Origin of the sequence: Martelella radicis (assembly GCF_014196625.1) — a bacterium.
Lineage (GTDB): Bacteria > Pseudomonadota > Alphaproteobacteria > Rhizobiales > Rhizobiaceae > Martelella > Martelella radicis.
In genome coordinates this window covers 185,078-202,389 of sequence record NZ_JACIDZ010000003.1, presented here as the reverse complement: position 1 = coordinate 202,389, position 17,312 = coordinate 185,078, and the positions used below count along the sequence as shown (strand labels likewise).

Below are 17,312 nucleotides of genomic sequence, written 5' to 3'. Positions count from 1 at the left end.
GGTTACCTCTACTGTACGCGCATGATGGAGAGCAAGTTCCCGGCCGTCTCGTCGCCGGCGCTCGCGGCCGCCTGCAGCCACTGCCTGGCCTTTTCCGCCGACGGATCCATGCCGAGACCGAAGGCATAGGATTGCGCCAGCATCAGCATGGCCTCGGGGTCGCCGGCCTGCGCGGCACTGTTGAGCCATTTAGCCGCCTCCTGGACCTCATCGGGCGGCGATCCTTCCTTCAGCAGCAGCTTGGAAAGCTCGCGCATGGCGACCGGTTCGCCGGATGTGGCCGCTCCGCGATAGGCTTCCTTGAGATCAAACTGGGCAATAATATTATCGAAGACGCTCTTCGGTGCGTTCCTGAGCTTGGCAACTGCACTGTAAAGTTCGGCAGGGCCCGCATTTCTCAATTGGTGAAGCAGCAATTCCTCATGCAGCGCCTCATCATAGAAAGGACCATCGCTGCTTGAGAACCAGTCGAGCAGCCGCCATACAGCCGGCTCGTATCCCTGGCGGAAAGCCGCCACGTAGAGATCATAAGCTTCCTTGCGATCCTCAATCGAGCCGAGCGCCAGATAGATATCGGCAAGCTTGACCTGTTGCCAGGCCTGTTCCGGCGACAGCGCAAGCGCTGCGTCAAGCGCATCCAGAGCCTCGTCCGGCCGCCCGGCATCAAGAGCGTAACGCGCCTTGCGCGCAAGCGCGTTGAGATCACACGGCATGACCGTCAGGGCGCGATTGTAGTAGAATGTAGCGGTGTCTTCGTCCGGCGAACGCGCGGCGGCAAACAGCATCGCCTCGAAATCGCCGACCGTCGCGATCTCGGCCAACATCGCATCGGATGGCTGGTATTTCTTCTTGCCCGCATCGCGATAGGCATCGTCGAGCCGCCATAGGCTCGAGCCCTTGACGCTTCCGCCGACCGCCTCGATCAACGCAGTCGCCTTTTCAAGCGTCTCATCATCGACCACCGCGTCGGCAGGCACATCGGCCAGATAGATTTCGGCAAGCGCGGTCTTGGCATAGGGATCGCCACTGTCGGCAAGGGTCTTCAGGGCGTTAAAGATTTCGGTGCGGCTGTCATCGTCGGGCGCCGCCGAATAGGCCGCCTGCAGCACAGATGCCTCACCGCCGGCCCTGCCGGTCATCATCGTCCGCCAATGGGCGACGATGTCCCGAAACAGCGCCGGCTTCAGATCGGAAAGGATGGTCGTCAGCCGCCCCGCCGCCTGGCCGCTGCCGCCGAGCGCTGCGGCCTGCAGGCGTGCCAGGGCATCGGCGATCTCGGGCTTTGAGAGATCTTCGGCATCGATGTGATCGGGCAGTTCGGCCAGGTTGTCGGGATCGAGCGCCTGCCACGCCTCCCAGCGGCGGGCCTCGGGGCCGTCTGGCGCACGGCATAAAAGCGCGTTCCTCAGGTCATCGATGGCGAGCGACTTGCCGTCCTTGGCCACAAGATCCTCAAACAGCGCAATGGCCTTCTGCCGGTCGGCTTCGTTGCCCCTTTGGAGGTAAAGGCGGCCGAGTTGAAGCTTGCCCTCCGGGTCGTCGCGCCTGGCGGCCTCCTGAAACAGGCTCTCGCGCGCACCTTCCTGCGCGAATATCCCGTTTTCCTCCTGCAGCATTGTCCCGAGCCGGGAGAATGGCCAGCCCGGCGCGTCGGGAAAACGTGCGAGCTTGACCAGCCGGTCGCGATATTTCTGCTTGTCTTCCTCGGTTTCGAGGCCCTGCTTCTCCTGCAGCCTGATCGCTGCAATCAGCCCTTCCTGACTTCCATCCTGAGCGAGTTCGTCGTAGATGCGCATCGCCGCCACCGGGTCCGGGGTCAGAAGCCGGCCCTGTTCATAGAGCGAACCCATTGCAAGACGCGCCGGAACGATGCCGGCTTCATAGGCCTGTGTGAGATAGCGCATCAGCAGCGTATCGTCCTGTTCGAGCCCGTCGCCGGAAAGCTGGTAGCGTGCAGCCTTCCATGCTGCCTCCGGATCGCCGAGCTCGGCGGCGAAGCGATACCATTCCTCCGCCAGCGCATGGTCCTGAGCAATGGCCTCACCCGTCTCGAAAGCCCTGGCGATACGGCGGACGCGATCGCAGATCCCGTTGTCGAGATTTCCGAGAAGCGAGGAGAAACCGAGGGTGAAGGCGAGCTTGGGCGGCATGTCCCAGCCGGGTACGCTCTGTCCCTTGGCCGTTCGCTCGGCAAGATCGAGCACCGCGTTTGGATTGCCGTTATAGGCAGCCTGGAGCTTGCGCTGCAGACCGCGCTGTTCGTTTTGCGGCACGGCGCGGCCCTCAAGGTAAAGGTCCCCGAGAAAATTGACGGTTGATGCCGAGGCCGCTGGCCCGATCGCTTCCAGTTCCGCCACGAAGCCCGTTGCGCGCAGATCGGCAAACCGCTCGGCTTCCACATAAAGCGCGATCATGTCCAGAAGATAGGCCGTCCGGTTGTAGTAGGGATCGACCTTGGCGCGCAGATTATAGGCGTTCTTGATGGTATCGAAATATTTCACAGCATCGATATTGCGCAGCCGCGCCAGTTCAGTGTCCAGATCGCGATACTCAATGCCCGGCGGCAGGCGCTCGCCGTCCCAGGACGACCATTGAAGCTTCAGCATGTCATCGGACTTGCGCTGCGCGCAGACCTTGGCCGGCTGGATATCCGGCGGGCGGAAATCGACCACGGGCTTTTCCGCCCGGGCCACCGTCGCGCTTCCGCCAAACAGGACAAGGCTGAGCAGTCCAGCCGTCATCGCGCGGAAGAAACCGGGCCGGACTTTTCGGGAGCGAGCCATCATTTTTCTGCTCCGCTTTCGCCGCAGGTCGCGTTCTCATTGGAGCAATCTCCGGCCGCGTTCGCCGATAGCGTCAGCCAGGGCAGCGGCCCGAAACGGGCCAGATTGCTGCCCGCCGGCACCTCCCATATCAGGAACAGCGGCGGATGGTCCTGGAAGTCCTGCGACTGAAGATAGCCATCAATCGACTGGAAGGGGTAGGAATCGGCGCTTGCGCGATTGCTCACGTCAAGACCAGAGGCCTGTTTCAGAAAGCCGTCGAAATGGCTCTGGCCGCCAGCGGAAAAGCGCGATCCGACAAGGACGGCCGGGGCCGGCGCGTCTGCCCCCAGAACATTGAAAGGCCGATCGGCGGCATAAGCCTCCTCGCCTGCCGTCTCGTACCGTTTCTCGAAAACCGGAGGAAGCGGATCGCTGCAATATGTCTGAAGTGCGGTCCGTAGCTCGGAAGGCCGCGTGACCTGCCCCTCTTCGGTCGTCTTGAAGGTCATCAGGTTCGCCTTGCGATAGGCCGGCAGGGATTTGAGCGTCTGCGCGACCGCCTCGGCGGCAAGGCGCGCGCCCTCGGGTGTCCACAGCGGATCAACCTTCTGGAAAGGCGGCGTAGCCGGATCGGCTTTCTGAAGGGCCGACTTCAGATCGACAGCGACGACATCCGCCGCGTTCAGCCGCGACAGCGCGTGATCGTAAATCTCCGCATTGACGCTTTCGTTATAACCATAGACCCAGGCCGCCTCCGGAACTTCGTCCGGCATCGCCTGGCTCTTGCTCGGAACCGGGACATAGACCAGCACCGTGCCGCGCGCGCGCAGGCGTTTGGCAAGATCGCTGATGCTCTCCACGAGCGCGGGATCGGCAACCTGCTGCATGGCGATATCGTCCATGACGGTGAAGAAGAATCCGTTCGGACCTTCAAGCGCCGGGGGATCGAGATCCTCGAGATTGGCACAGCCATATTGCGACGTCTGCGCAGCCTGATCGGCCATGGCGGTCTGCGGCGGATTGTCGGCGGGAGGCGCTTGTCCGGCCTCCGGTGATGACACCGCCGCTTCCTCCTGCGGTGACGGCTGGGGAGGCTGAGTGGTCTGCGGCCTCGGCGTGACCGTCTCCTCCACCGTCTGAGCGGCGGGCTCCTGCGCCGCCTGCGTATCCTGCTCGGCTGGCGTCTGCACAGGCTGTTGCGGCTGCGGCGCCGGCTGGTCCTGCGTCATCTGAAACGGCTTTACCGGCGTCTGCGAAGTGTCCTGCTGGGCCAGAGCACCGCCGGTCGCAGCCATGACCACAAGCAGAGCCGTCGTCGTCAAACCGGCCTTATCCATCACCGTCCTCCTCTTTGACCATCTCGGGCGCCGGATAGGAGCGCATCAGGTTTTCCGCGGCCGTGCGCACGCTGAGATCGGAGCTTTCGAGCGCGATTGCGAGAAAACGGCGGATCTCGAGAATTTCCGCCGGATCGCGCGGTTCCTTCGAAGCAAGCCAGAGGGCGGCGCGCAAGGCCAGCTCGCTGTCATCCGCCCCGGAGGCTCCTGCTTTCATGAGTTGCTCGGCCATGGCCGGGCGAAAGCCGAATGGCTGGCCCTGCAGGTAGAATTTCGACAGGACGTCGATCGCGTCCTTGTCGCCCTCGCTTGCCTGCAACAGCAGCGCTCTTTCAATATTGTCGAGGCTCGCCTGCGGAATGTCGGTCTTGCCGTCCGTCAGGATGTTCACAAGCGGGCTGATAGCGTAGGTCCGTCCCCTGGCGACGGCAACCGCGTAGTAGAACGCGGCGTCCGCCCTGAGTTCCGCCCGGCCGCTTTCGGTGTAGCGTTCGGCGAGCGCATAGGCGGCAAGCCCGTCTCCGGCATTGGCGAGCACTCTGAGTTCGGCCGTGGTCACCGGCTGGTCGGCGACGAGCTTGTCTCGGATCGCCTTCAGGCCTGGCTGCGTGGCGTAACGACTGTCAACCGGGACGATGGGACGTTCCTGTTCCATGGCATTGCCGGCCCCAGGCGACGGGCGGATCATACCGGCCCTTGCGGCCTCGGGCGCGATCGAGAGGCAGGCAAGCAGAAGCAGGCATGACAGGACGCCGCCTGAACGCGGGGCAAGCTGACGACCGGTATCCGACAGGCGCCACGCCATCTCAATCAAGCTCCTTGAAATGGCAGCCGGTCATGTCGGAAAGGCGGAACATGCCAGTGCTGTCGCCCTGGAAAATCAGCGGTGATCCGCCGCGCGCCGAGGAAATCTCGAAAACGGCGTCCGGCTTTTCGCCATTGGAGCGAGCCCAACCGAGATAGCGCGGGGTCTCGTATTGAAGCGCATCGCCGAAAAGAACCGGAAGTTGGTCGGAGAAATTGTTGCCGCTGAGCCGGATAGTGGCGAAACGCTCTGCCGAAAGACCGACATTATTGGCAACGAAACGGTTTTGCGAAACCTCGACGCTGTCTGCGGGAGAGATACTGTCATTGATCGAAATTCCGGATCCCTGATTGCGCACCAGAAGATTGCCGGCAAGCCTGATCCCGAGGCTCTGCGCGATGGTGATGCCGTCCTGGCGGTTGCGCAACACGGCATTTCCGCGGATGTCGACGCACGACCCGCCGGCAATCGAGATGCCCTCTTCCCGATTTGCCACAAGAACATTGTCGCTGACCGTCAGGTGGCCGATCCCGTCGCGCCCGAAAAAACCGCGTCCGCCGTTTTCGGCAGCTATATTGCCGTCAATATCAAGTCCGGTGCTTCCGATCGCCAGAATGCCGTGCATTCCGCTTGCGACAATCACGTTGTCGCGGATGGTCCCCCCCTTTAGTTGCTCCAGCCGGAGGCCAATGCCGCGCGCATGCTGAATGCGGTTGCGAACGAACTCGAAGTCGTCAATGCCAGTGACCTCCACAGAACGGACATCATCGAACACATTGTCATGCACCACGCCCCTGCTCTTTTGCGTCGCAAACGGGCTCGAGGCGAAGCTGAGGCCGCTCATCAACGGACGTGCGTCAAAGCCCAGACCCGTGAACCTGCTGCCGGTGATCGCGGCGCGGCCGCCGCGGGCAGTCTGGATGAACGGATGAAAATCAGGGAGCCTGGGCTGCGCTGCAGACCCCTTAACGAGCGCATCGGTGATCGCCAGCGAACCGAAATTGAGGATGAACGCGCCACGGTCGGTCGCCATTTCGAGCTCATCACCCGGTTCGATCACGAAGACGCCGTCCTCAAGGATCACCAGCGGCATTTTCAGGAGATATTTTCCGTCGGCGCCGGTCAGCAGATCCGACCAGCCCCTTGATTGAAGCGCGGCTGGCAGTGAGCCCAGCGTCAGCGCGCCGGATTTGACAATCAGCACCTCGCCGCCAGAGGGTGCCGAGGCCTCCATCAGTTCGCGGTGCCCCATACTGCCGGTCTCAAGCGCCACTTTCTGCAGGAGCGGCGCGAGCAGCGCCTTGCCGACAGCGCCCTGCCTTGCGGGATCCTCAGTCTCCATATCTGGCGTGCCCCGCACAGAGGCGGCGCTATCGGATGTGGCCGGACGATGCTCGCCGTGGTTCAGAAGCTGATAGGCCGCATTAAGGGGCGCGTCGACGCCGCCCGATGGATCGGCCTCAAGCGCGGACATCAGCGCCGCGTAATTGCGGTTGATTACCTCGAGACCGTCACGGTCGAAAGCCTGCGCGGCAACGGCAAAAGCCGCCACCAGGAAAAGCGCCGCTGCGACAGCGCGCCCTCGCAGACCCTCCAAGTTTCTCATTTCGCCTCCCCGCCCGAGGCCATGCGCGGACGGTCCGCGACTGCGGCCTTGATTGGCACGACCGAGGTCACGGCATGACGCACCTCGACCAGACGAGCCGCCTCCTCGCCGAGATTGCCCAGCACGCAGACGTTGCCGGCGGCGACCCTGACGGTTTCCCCGGGCCATTTGCGACCGGTCTCGCCGCCGCGCTCGCACTGAACCGCGCCGGCACAAACCGTCAGCACACGATGTTCGTCCTCAAGCGGAACGAGTGTGACAGACGCGCCAGGTTCGATCTCGAGCGAATAGACGCCATAGCCATCGCCGGACGCAACCGGCAGTTCGCGCGCATCCGGCGCATCGCCGTCGCGAACGCCGTTGCTTTCGCCCCTCATCTCCAGCGCTTCGAGCACATGGCGCACATCCTGCGTGCGGTCGAGCGAAGTCACCAGCAGAGCATCCTCGGTATCGACGATCGCGAGATTGTCGACGCCGACGGTCGCGACAACGCGCCCGGACGCGGCGCGGACATAGGAGTTCTTCGTGTCGACGGGCACGATATCACCCGAAAGCACGTTGCCTTCGCCATCCTTGGCGCCGATCTCATAGAGCGAGCGCCAGCTCCCGACATCGCTCCAGGAAATGGCGGTCGGAGCCAGAAGAACCTTGTCGCTGTTTTCAAACACAACGCTTTCCGTCGCGGCACCGTGCGCGCGCCGGAAGGCAACATCGGAAAGCACGATGCGGCCGGCCTCGCGCTCGGCATCGCGAACGGCCTCGCGCACCACCGCGACGGTCTCGGGATCGAGCCTTTGATATTCGGCGATCAGCACATCGGCACGAAACAGGCTGACGCCCGAAGCCCAGTAGGCATGCCCCTCGGCGATCAGCCGTTCGGCAATTGGGCGAGCGGGTTTTTCGATGAAGTGAGACACATCCCGCCCGCCGGGATAAAGCGCGCTGGGGCCGCTGTCGACGATATAGCCATAACCGACTTCCGGATAGGCTGGCGTGATGCCGAAGAGCACGATCCGTCCGTCGAGCGCGGGCTTGCGCATGCTCAGGAGCACGCTGCTGAAATCACCCTCGATCAGATGGTCGGAGGGCAGCACGGCCATCAGCGCACCGGGATCACGCTCATTGATCGCGATTGCGCTGGCAAGCACGGCCGGGCCGGTCCTGCGCGCGGTCTCTTCGATCATGAGTTCGCCGGCGCGGCCGATCTCGGCGAGCTGGGCCCGCACCACGCTCTCATAGCGCATGCCAACGCTGACATAGGGTACATGAAAGCCCTCGCCGCCGTGACGTTCCACCGTGGCCTGAAAGAAGGTCCGCGGACTGTCCGGTCCGATGCGGTGAAACTGCTTGGGCGTGTTGAGACGCGAGAGCGGCCAGAGCCGCATGCCCGCCCCCCCGCACATGACGAGCGGATAGATCTCCCTCATTGTCTGCGCTCCGAACCTGTGTCGGCAAAGGCATTTCCGATCAGCGGCCACTCATTCGCCCGTTGCGAGAGCGATTGCGCCCTGCCGGAAAACGGCAGCATGGAGCGGATCCTGGTCATCAGATTGGCATAGGGCTTGCTGGTGACGGTAAGCGCGACGGTCTTGCCAATGTCGCTCGCGCCTAACGCGCCGCTTTCCGCTGAAAGGCTGACGATGCTGCGCGAGCCGGACCCGCCTTCCTCCGCCTTCACGTCCACGACCGTAAGCGGAAGTTTCTGACCATCCGGCAGGATTGCCTCGGCTTCAGCCCCGAAAAGCAGCATCTTCGAAAGGTCGTCCGGCATCACCGCCTTGACCGTCGGCCCGGCGTCTCCGGTCTTCACATAGGCGATCGGCGTCCCCGGAAGCACGGTCGCGCCCACTGTTCCGTTGGCCGTCAGCATGATGTCGCAATTGCAGGGATTGGAGAAATTCAGCACGCCGCCGCGCGCCGATTGCAGCGAGAACACCACCCCGCCCTCCGGCGCCTGGCCGTCGACATAGGCGATCTGTCCTGCTTCGGGCGCCGTCAGCGGCAGGCCGGCGGGCGTCACGGTCGCAAGACCCGGCACCTTGTGGACGAAGATGTGATAGTGGATCGTCCAGCCCGTCAGCGCGATCAGCGCGAGGGTAAGCACGGTGACCCAGAGCAGGCCGAAAACCTTGCGAAGTCTCTGCCCGGCGGAGGGCGGTTTCGGGGGCTCAAGCTGCTTGGCCTTTTTCTTGTATTCCGGCGGGATGCGCAGCACCTCGTTGATCTGAACGAGATCTCCGGCCAGAAACGCGTTCATCATGTAGCGCAGATGCGGAAGGTGCGGACCCGTCGGATCAAGGAACACGAGCTTGTAGGCGCCGCTGCGGCGGTATTCGAGATCGGCCCGGACCTCGATCGGCAGCACGATCGAATAGCCGTCGAACTGGAAGCTGAAGCGGGCGATCACGTCGCGACCGGCGATATCCGCTCCGCCCCAGCCGCCGACATAGGCGGCGACGAGCGAAATCCCGACGCCTTCAAGCTCCTGCCCATCGATGAAAACCGAAAATGGCATCCATATCGAAGGATGGTCGCTTTCATGACCATTGTCGGGAAGATCGGGCGGCAAACGGATTTCCTGCGCGTTGCCGGCATCTTCGGTGTGGTTTTCCTCAAGCATTGCCAAGCTCCTAAGCGCCCGAAATATCAACGAGCCAAACCATGCCCAGCACCAGCCATCCTACAGCAAGGGCATGCATATAAAAAGAAAAGCGATCGGACGCCAGAATACCTCTTTTGGCCTCTGTCTTGGTGGCCGCGGTCTGGCGGGTCCATTTCTGCCGGTCGAGCCGGAAAAGCACATAGGTCTTGACCATGGCGCCCACAAGCTGGCCGAAATAAAGCAGAAACGGGTAGGTGATGGGAAAGCGGCTCGCCCGGAAGGTCGAGATCAGCGCGCAGGTCACATAGCGCGACAGCATCACCCAGGAAAGATAGAACAGCAGAACGAAGGGATTGTACACCACAGTCGCAATCAGCATGCCGCAGGGTCCGGCGAGCGATGTCCACATCGACATGCGCTGATCGAGGATCGACCACCAGGTGAAATAGCCGATCCGTCTCGGCGGCAATGACAGCGCGCGGTTGCTGGTGCGCAGCGTATTGCCGAACCAGCGGCGCATCAAGACGATGGCGGAATCGACGAAGCCGTCGCGCGGCTGGGTCTCGACGGACACCGTCTTGACGTCCGGCAGATAGCCCATCTTGTAGCCGCGCTGCAGCAACCAGTGCCAGGTCGACTTGTCGTCGCCGGTCAGAAAGTTGATGCGGCCGAACCGCCAGTGATCGATGAAATCATGCTGGACGCTTTCGATGAAGGTCGGATTGCTGGCGAGATCGCCGCGAAAGGCGGACATGCGCCCGGTCAGCGTCAGGACGCGCTCGCTCAGCCCCATGGAGGACATCATCATCTGCCGCTGGGAAAATCGGAGCGCGAACCAGTCCTTGAACAGCCTTCCGCCCGAGGCCTCGGATACCTCGTCCGTCGTGACGGCGCCCATGGTGGGATCGGTAAAGAAGGGGGCCGCCTGCGCGACCACGTCCGGCGGCACGCGGGTGTCGCCGTCCACGAGGAAGATGACGTCCTGCCAGCCGGGATTGAGCCGCGCGATGGTGCGCATCGACGTGGCCAGCGCATCCCGCTTGCCGGTGCCGGGGATCCGGTCGAACTTCAGGCTGACGAGGCCGGACCTGCTTGCATCGGACAAGGCGAAGATCGCCTTGATCAGCCGGACGTCGCTGGCATCGACGACAGAGGAGACGATTGTCGCGCCCCCTTCCGAACGTGCTGCCGCATCGAAGATCGAACGGTAGACCGGCCCCGTGATCGACGGATCGATCTTGTAGGTGGTTACCAGGAAAAACGCATGCGCCCGCCATTTCTGCTCATTGTACCGCGCCTCGGCGGCCCTGCGGCGACGCGGGAAGACGAGGTGAAGGTAGATCTTTGCCCTGGTGAAGTTGATGAGCGCCCACGAGTAACGCCAGACGCCGAGCGTGCCGATGGTCAGCGCCAGACCGGTGGACTGGCCCACGACTTCGGGTGCCGCGAACAGCCCGATATTCAAACAAACAAGCAGGTACAGAAGATGATACACTGTCTTTCCTACCAGCAGATTCCCTCATAGGCGTCGCCCGAGACCTTGCCCGGTTCCACGCGCGTCAAATCCACCATCGGCTTTTCACCCAAAATGGCGGAAAGCGGCCCGACGGCTTCTTCATAGCGATGGCCAACGACGATGATATCTGACAGCGCTATCAGTTCAGACAGATCGCCGACGAGCTTTTCCTCGAGATTTTCGACCTTGTCATTGCCGCGGCCGGCGCCGGCCATTCTGTCATCAAAGGCCGCTTTTACAAAGGGATCATAGATTTTAACCGCGTATCCGGCATCAACCAGCCGTTTTGCCAGGTCGGCGAGCGGGCTCTCCCTCAGGTCGTCGGTCGCCGGCTTGAAGCTGACCCCGACCATGCCGACTGTCTTGCCATCGAACTTTCTGACCAGAGCCTCGGCGCGGGCGACCTGGTTCTCGTTCGCCGCCATGATGCCGTCGAGAAGCGGCGCGCCGACGCCTCTCTCATCGGCAAGGAAACGCAGGGCCCGCACATCCTTGGGCAGGCAGGAGCCGCCGAAGGAAAATCCCGGACGCAGGAAATAGGGCGACATGCTGATCTTGTCATCCGAGCACAGGATCTTCATCACCTTCTGGCCGTCGACCCCAACGCTCTTGGCGATATTGCCGATCTCGTTGGCGAAGGTGATCTTGGCCGCGCGCCAGCTATTGCTGGTATATTTGATCATTTCCGCCGTCCTCATGTCGACGGCGTGATGCTCCACCGCAAAGGAAGCGTTGAAGTCGGCGAGCATGCCTTGCGTTGCCTCGTCCATCGAACCGTAGACCACCAGGCAGGGCTCGAAATAGTCCTTGATCGCCGAACCTTCCCTGAGAAACTCCGGAAAATAGCCGACGCCGAAGGTCTTGCCGGCGGCAAGGCCGGAGGCGCGTTCGATTTCAGGCACGCAGACCGTCTCCATGGTGCCCGGCACCAGAGTCGAGCGCATGACGATGCTGTGAAAGCCGGGCTTGTCGGCGATGGCCTGACCGATCGCGACGCAGAGCGCTCTGACCTGGGAAAGGCCGATCGCACCGTTCGGCTCGCTCGGCGTCCCCACGCAGACAATCGAGACTTCGCTGGCCGCGACGGCCGCTGCAATGTTCGTCGTCGCCGAAAGACGGCCCTCCTTCTGATTGGAGGAGACCAACTCGGCAAGCCCCTCTTCCACGATCGGGCTCCTGCCCTGATTGATCGCTTCAACCTTAGCCGGGTCGATATCGACGGCAATCACCTCATGGCCCTGTTCGGCCAGACAGGCGGCAGACACGGTTCCCGTATAGCCAATGCCGAACACACTTACTCTTGCCACGTCTACCCCCTTGCGCCCGGGCGCGCGCACCGGACCTTCAAAACCTCTCCGAAGAGAGCGCTATCAAATCTCGCCGGCCGCGGAGCCGGAAACAGTTCTCCGCTTGAAAGGTGCGGGCGCAACTGCCGGTCGCGGCATAGGCTGGCGGTCCATTTGCCGCCAAACATCATGAACATCGCCTGAAATCCTAAACATATCGTATTCAGCGGGTCTTTCGGGGCAACACGACCAGGAGCGTGCGGGAACAACAGCCCCGCGTGCCTAATGGTTATGCCGGGGCGGTCGCGACGCGATGTCGCGAAACGTATCGGCCCCCGAAAGCGTCGCACCTTCGTCGATCTGCGTGACAGAATTGCGATAGATGCGCTGCCATGGTGTCGCATCCGCCGGCACTTCGGGAATGCCTTCCGCCCTTCGGCGCTCAATCTCGGCATCGTCAACCAGCATGTCGCAGCGGCCGGCATTGAAATCGATGCGGATGATATCCCCGCTGCGAAGATAGGCAAGCCCGCCGCCCGCGGCACTTTCCGGCGAGGCGTGGAGGATCGAGGGGCTGTCGGCCGTGCCGGACTGGCGACCGTCGCCGATCGTCGGCAGGCTGGTGATCCCCTTCTGGATGAGGCGGTCCGGCGGCTGCATGTTGACCACTTCCGCCGAACCCGGCCAGCCCAGCGGCCCCGCTCCGCGAATGGCGAGGATGGTATTCTCATCGATATCGAGCGCCGGGTCGTTGATCCGGGCATGATAATCCTCCGACCCGTCGAAAACCTGCACCTTGCCCTCGAAAACGCCTTCCCGCCCGGGAACCGACAGATAGCGCTTGCGGAAATCCTCGGACACGACGCTCATCTTCATGATGGCGAAATCGAACAGGTTTCCCTTCAGCACCAGGAAGCCGGCGCGCTCTTGCAGCGGTTCGGCAAACGGCCTGATCACGGCCCGGTCGCTTGCCTGCCTGCCTTGAAGGTTTTCGGCCATCGTCCTGCCGGTGACTGTCGGACAGCCGCCGTCAAGCCGTCCCGCCTGCAAGAGTTCCCACATGATGGCCGGCACGCCGCCGGCGCGGTGGAAGCGTTCGCCCAAAAATTCGCCTGCCGGCTGGACATTGGCCAGCAGCGGAATGTCGAAGCCATGCTCCTGCCAGTCGGACGGCTTCAACGCGACCCCGGCATGGCGGGCAATGGCGGAAAGATGCGGCTGGGCATTGGTCGAGCCGCCGATTGCCGAGTTCACCCGGATGGCGTTGAGGAAGGCCTCGCGGGTCAGGATATCGAGCGGACGGATGTTCTCGTTGACCAGTTCGACGGCGCGACGCCCGGTGCGATAGCCCATCTGTCCGCGCTCGCGATAGGCGGCGGGAATAGCCGCGCAGCCCGTTAGCGACATGCCCAGCGCCTCGGCCATCGCGTTCATGGTCGAAGCCGTGCCCATGGTGTTGCAATGACCGACCGACGGCGCTGAATCGAGCGCCGCCTCGAGAAATTCATCGCGCGTGATCTCGCCTGCGGCCAGTTTGCGCCGCGAGCGCCAGATCACCGTGCCGGAACCGACCAGCTCGCCCTCGTGCCAGCCGTCGAGCATCGGCCCGCCGGAATAGACGATCGCGGGAATGTTGACGGTGGCGGCCGCCATCAACGCGGATGGCGTGGTCTTGTCGCAGCCCGTCGTCAGCACCACGCCGTCGAAGGGATATCCATAGAACAACTCAACCAGGCCGAGATAGGCGAGATTGCGATCGAGCGCCGCCGTCGGGCGCTTGCAGTTTTCAAAAAGCGGATGTGAGGGGAATTCAATCGGGATGCCGCCGGCATCGCGGATGCCGTCGCGAACGCGCCGGGCAAGGTCAAGATGGTGCCGGTTGCAGGGATTGATGTCGCTGCCGCTCTGGGCAATGCCGATGATCGGCTTGCCTGAGCGCAACTCCTCCGGCGTGGTGCCGTAATTCATGAAGCGCTCCAGATAGAGCGCCGTCATGTCGGCATGTTCCTTGTTGTCGAACCAGTCCTGCGACCTGAGGCGACGTTGCGACATGTGTCTTCTCCCATTCCTACAGGGCCCGCAAACCGGCCAACCGCCGGAAGCCCGGCGGCATATGATCAGAAATCGGCGCACGATGCACGGTCTTTAGAAGACATCATCCCAGCGGAAAAAAGGCGATCGCGCGGAACGATCCCCGCCAGCACCCGTTTAACAGGCATCGAATTCAAACGGAGCAGACATTATGAACGGTATCATCTATCTCGTAGGCCTTGTCGTCGTCGTCATGTTTATCCTGTCCGTCCTGGGCCTGGCATAAGGGTTCCACCATGGCAGAACAGGAACATATTCCCAAAACCGCCGCGCCCGGGCCGGGCGTCTCCTATCTCGAATGGGGCGCGATCTTCGGCGGCGCAGCCGTTGCCGGCGCGCTGGCCACGGTTCTCTCCCAGTTCGGCGCTGGCATCGGCCTTGCCGCAAGCCACGCGCAACCCACGCAGGACGGCCTCAACTGGGCGCTCTTTCTGATCGGCCTCTGGCTCATTCTCGTCGCCTTCGCCAGCGCATCCGCCGGCGGCTATGTCGCCGGGCGCATGCGCTCGCATTTCGGTGACGGGACCGCAGACGAGAGCGAGTTCCGCGACGGCATCCACGGCATCGTCGTCTGGGCGCTGTCGACGCTTGCGCTCGGCGCGGGCGCTGCCCTCATTTCCGCCATTTCCAGCCTTGGCGCGACATCGGCAAGCGGCGAGATGACGGACGAAATGATGCGCATGGCGCAGAATGCATCTGTCGTAACCGCATTTGGTTCGGCAGCCGGCGCCGTACTGGCGGCCGCAGGCTCCTGGTTTGCCGGCGTTGCCGGCGGCAAGCACCGCGATGAGGGACTTTCGATCCACAGTTTCGTGCCGACGGCGCTTCGTCGCAAGGCGTGACGAAATCGCGGCAACGCGAAATTTCAAGCGGGCCTCCTGACGCGGCCCGCTTTTGCCATTCCGACAGCCGGAACAATGCGCGTGTCACCAGACGCGCGCTTTGCGCTATAAGAGGGATGGATGGAGGGGACAGCCGGACATGAAAACGATACTCGCCCTGATCTTCTGCCTTCTCGCCCTTCCGGCGGGGCTGGCGAATTTTGCCTTTGCCCAGACAGCGAATGCCGGCATCGAGACGGATATCGCGGCCTCCTCCGATGCCGCGATCGAGGCGCGTCTCTCAGGCATTTTCGACCAGATCGAGGGACTGGAGAATGTCGATGCGACGGTCCGTTCGGGCGTGGTGACGTTGCGCGGCAAGGTGCAGGAAGCCCGTTTTGCCGCGCGTGCGGGCGAGCTTGCCGAAAGGGTCAACGGCGTCGTTGCCGTCAACAACGAGATTGCCGAGGAAACCTCGGTCGGCGAGCGACTGGTTCCGGTCTTCGAACGCCTCGAGGCGCGTGCCCTGCAGGCCTTGAGCTATGTCCCGCTGATCCTGGTAGCGCTTTTGTGCTGGGCGGTCGTTGCGTTTTTCGGCGCATTCCTGGCGAAGCGTCGGTGGCCCTTTCGCCAGGTCGCGCCGAACACCTTCATCGCCGACCTCCTGCGGCAGGTGGTCAGGATCGCCTTCATGATCATCGGCGGGGTGCTGGCGCTCGATATTCTCGGCGCGACGGCGCTGCTCGGCACGCTTCTCGGCGCCGCCGGCATTGTCGGCCTCGCCGTGGGTTTTGCCGTGCGGGACACGGTCGAAAACTATATTGCCAGCATCCTTCTCTCCGTCCGCCAGCCCTTCCGCCCGCAGGATTTCGTCAGGATCGACAATTACGAGGGTTTCGTCATCAGCCTGACGGCGCGCGCCACCATCCTGATGGAGATCGACGGCAACCATATCCGCATTCCGAACGCCACCGTGTTCAAGAGCGTGATCATCAACTACACCATCAATCCGCAGCGCCGCTTCACCTTCGAGGTCGGCGTCGACGCCAACAGCGATCTCGACCGGGCACTGAGGATCGGGCGTGAGACCGTATCGCGCCAGGACTTCATCCTCGACGAGCCGGCGGCCGACGCCTGGATCCGGGAGCTTGGCGATTCCAATGTGGTGCTCGTCTTCGTCGGCTGGGTCGACCAGGCGGCGACCGATCTTCTGAAGGCACGGTCCGAAGCCATGCGCCTCGTGAAGCGGGCGCTGGAGACCAACGGTTTCTCGCTGCCCGAACCGACCTATCGCCTGCGCCTTGACGACGACATCCAGACCGCGCTTTCGCTCCCCGCAGCGAGCCTTTCAACCGGCGAGAAACGCAAAGCGGCGCCCGTCTCAAGCGAACCCGAAACGGCACAGGACACGACGGTTGATAGCGATCTGCAGAGACGGGTGGCTGAGGAGCGCCATCAGAAGGGACGCGGCGACCTGCTGGATGAAAACGCGCCGAACGAATTCGGCAAGACCTGAACACCGGATCGCCGCCCGCTTATTCTGAACCGCTATACTCTAGGCATCCTCAATGTTGATCTCGCGCCAGATGGCCTCGGCAAAGGAATAGACGGCGAAGAGCACGACGCCGATGCCGAGCGCCGCCAGCAGGAACGCGCCGAAGGGCAGGCCCTGGATATATTCGAGCGCGTCCTTGAGCCCCGGCGTTTCCCCTCCCTCGCCGCTCGAAAGTCCGCGCAGGACCAGCATCACCGCAAGGGTGGCAAAGACGCAGCCGCGCGCTGTAAGGCCCGTGATCGAAATAGGGTGCAACCACTCCATGACCGCGTCCGACGCCTTCAGGTGATCGGCATATTTGCGCTTGTAGGCCTTGACCCAGTGGGCGATCGCCACGCCCAGGAAGATGGCGGCAAGACCAAGCGAAACCGGGCGCGAACCGACGAAGGCGGCCAGCATCTCGGCGGGCGACGAGCCCCCGCCGCCCCCGCCGCCATTGGAAATGCCGACCAGCGAGAGGGCATAAAGGGCGAGCAGGCCATAGGTGACCGCGCTGGAAAACAGGCCGGCGCGAACGGTAAGCCCCTTCGCGTCCGTGCCGTGATCATCCGGATCCATGACCGACTGAAACACGCGCCAGACGCCGTAACTGACAAGGCCGATGATCAGAACCGCGATCAGGACGGAACCGAAAGGCTGCTCCAGAAGGGTCTGCAACGCCCCCTTGGTGTCCTTGCTTTCGGCCGCGCCGATCGCCGCAAGCACCGCGAACAGACCGATGATCGTATAGACCAGACCGCGGGCGAAATAGCCCGTTCGGGCCAGGTGCTTGATCCATCGTGAGCCTTTTGCCATTGAGCGTCCCCTTTGCTTCGCTTCAACAAGGCAACGTCCGGTTTAGGCCATTGTTCCTGCCGGAACAGGGGCGCGCGGCAGCATTTTCGTAAGCCACATACGACCAAAGTGGAACGGGACGACGGATCAAAGG

Annotated in this window: 12 protein-coding genes; 2 read left to right on the top strand and 10 right to left on the bottom strand. The window is 62.9% G+C overall.

All coding sequences use genetic code 11. The features are described 5' to 3' along the window. Window positions 1-8: 8 nt before the first annotated feature. The 9 genes from GGR30_RS06615 to GGR30_RS06575 form a co-directional block, all read right to left on the bottom strand. Window positions 9-2,786 carry a tetratricopeptide repeat protein gene (locus GGR30_RS06615; protein ID WP_183483794.1) on the bottom strand — a complete coding sequence of 926 codons (2,778 nt, stop codon included), beginning with the start codon at window positions 2,784-2,786 and terminating at the stop codon, window positions 9-11. After that, window positions 2,783-4,102, bottom strand: coding sequence for an alginate O-acetyltransferase AlgX-related protein (locus GGR30_RS06610; RefSeq protein WP_183483792.1), 1,320 nt, complete (start codon window positions 4,100-4,102; stop codon window positions 2,783-2,785). Before GGR30_RS06610 ends, GGR30_RS06615 begins: the two co-directional genes overlap by 4 nt. Then, window positions 4,095-4,907, bottom strand: a complete 813-nt coding sequence (locus tag GGR30_RS06605; RefSeq protein WP_183483790.1) for a hypothetical protein — start codon at window positions 4,905-4,907, stop codon at window positions 4,095-4,097. Before GGR30_RS06605 ends, GGR30_RS06610 begins: the two co-directional genes overlap by 8 nt. Window position 4,908: 1 nt before the next feature. Next, complete coding sequence (locus GGR30_RS06600; RefSeq protein WP_183483788.1) at window positions 4,909-6,513, bottom strand: right-handed parallel beta-helix repeat-containing protein; 1,605 nt, start codon at window positions 6,511-6,513, stop codon at window positions 4,909-4,911. After that, entirely contained in the window at window positions 6,510-7,940 is a 1,431-nt protein-coding gene (locus GGR30_RS06595; RefSeq protein WP_183483786.1) for a mannose-1-phosphate guanylyltransferase, read from the bottom strand. The genes GGR30_RS06600 and GGR30_RS06595 overlap by 4 nt, the downstream gene beginning before the upstream one ends. After that, window positions 7,937-9,133 carry a hypothetical protein gene (locus tag GGR30_RS06590; protein ID WP_183483783.1) on the bottom strand — a complete coding sequence of 399 codons (1,197 nt, stop codon included), beginning with the start codon at window positions 9,131-9,133 and terminating at the stop codon, window positions 7,937-7,939. Before GGR30_RS06590 ends, GGR30_RS06595 begins: the two co-directional genes overlap by 4 nt. Before the next feature lie 10 nt (window positions 9,134-9,143). Next, window positions 9,144-10,610, bottom strand: coding sequence for a glycosyltransferase (locus GGR30_RS06585; RefSeq protein WP_183483781.1), 1,467 nt, complete (start codon window positions 10,608-10,610; stop codon window positions 9,144-9,146). An 8-nt stretch (window positions 10,611-10,618) separates the two neighbouring features. Then, window positions 10,619-11,938, bottom strand: a complete 1,320-nt coding sequence (locus tag GGR30_RS06580) for a nucleotide sugar dehydrogenase (protein ID WP_183483779.1) — start codon at window positions 11,936-11,938, stop codon at window positions 10,619-10,621. A gap of 261 nt (window positions 11,939-12,199) precedes the next feature. Further along, window positions 12,200-13,969, bottom strand: a complete 1,770-nt coding sequence (locus GGR30_RS06575) for an IlvD/Edd family dehydratase (RefSeq protein WP_183483777.1) — start codon at window positions 13,967-13,969, stop codon at window positions 12,200-12,202. A 275-nt stretch (window positions 13,970-14,244) separates the two neighbouring features. Here GGR30_RS06575 and GGR30_RS06570 point away from each other — a divergent pair, with 275 nt between their 5' ends. Then, window positions 14,245-14,850: a hypothetical protein gene (locus tag GGR30_RS06570; RefSeq protein WP_183483775.1), complete on the top strand. Its 606-nt coding sequence runs from the start codon at window positions 14,245-14,247 to the stop codon at window positions 14,848-14,850. 139 nt (window positions 14,851-14,989) lie between these two features. Next, complete coding sequence (locus GGR30_RS06565; protein WP_183483774.1) at window positions 14,990-16,345, top strand: mechanosensitive ion channel family protein; 1,356 nt, start codon at window positions 14,990-14,992, stop codon at window positions 16,343-16,345. A gap of 39 nt (window positions 16,346-16,384) precedes the next feature. On the opposite strand, the gene GGR30_RS06560 is transcribed toward GGR30_RS06565, so the two are convergent. Further along, complete coding sequence (locus GGR30_RS06560) at window positions 16,385-17,179, bottom strand: DUF1206 domain-containing protein (RefSeq protein ID WP_183483773.1); 795 nt, start codon at window positions 17,177-17,179, stop codon at window positions 16,385-16,387. Window positions 17,180-17,312: the final 133 nt, after the last annotated feature.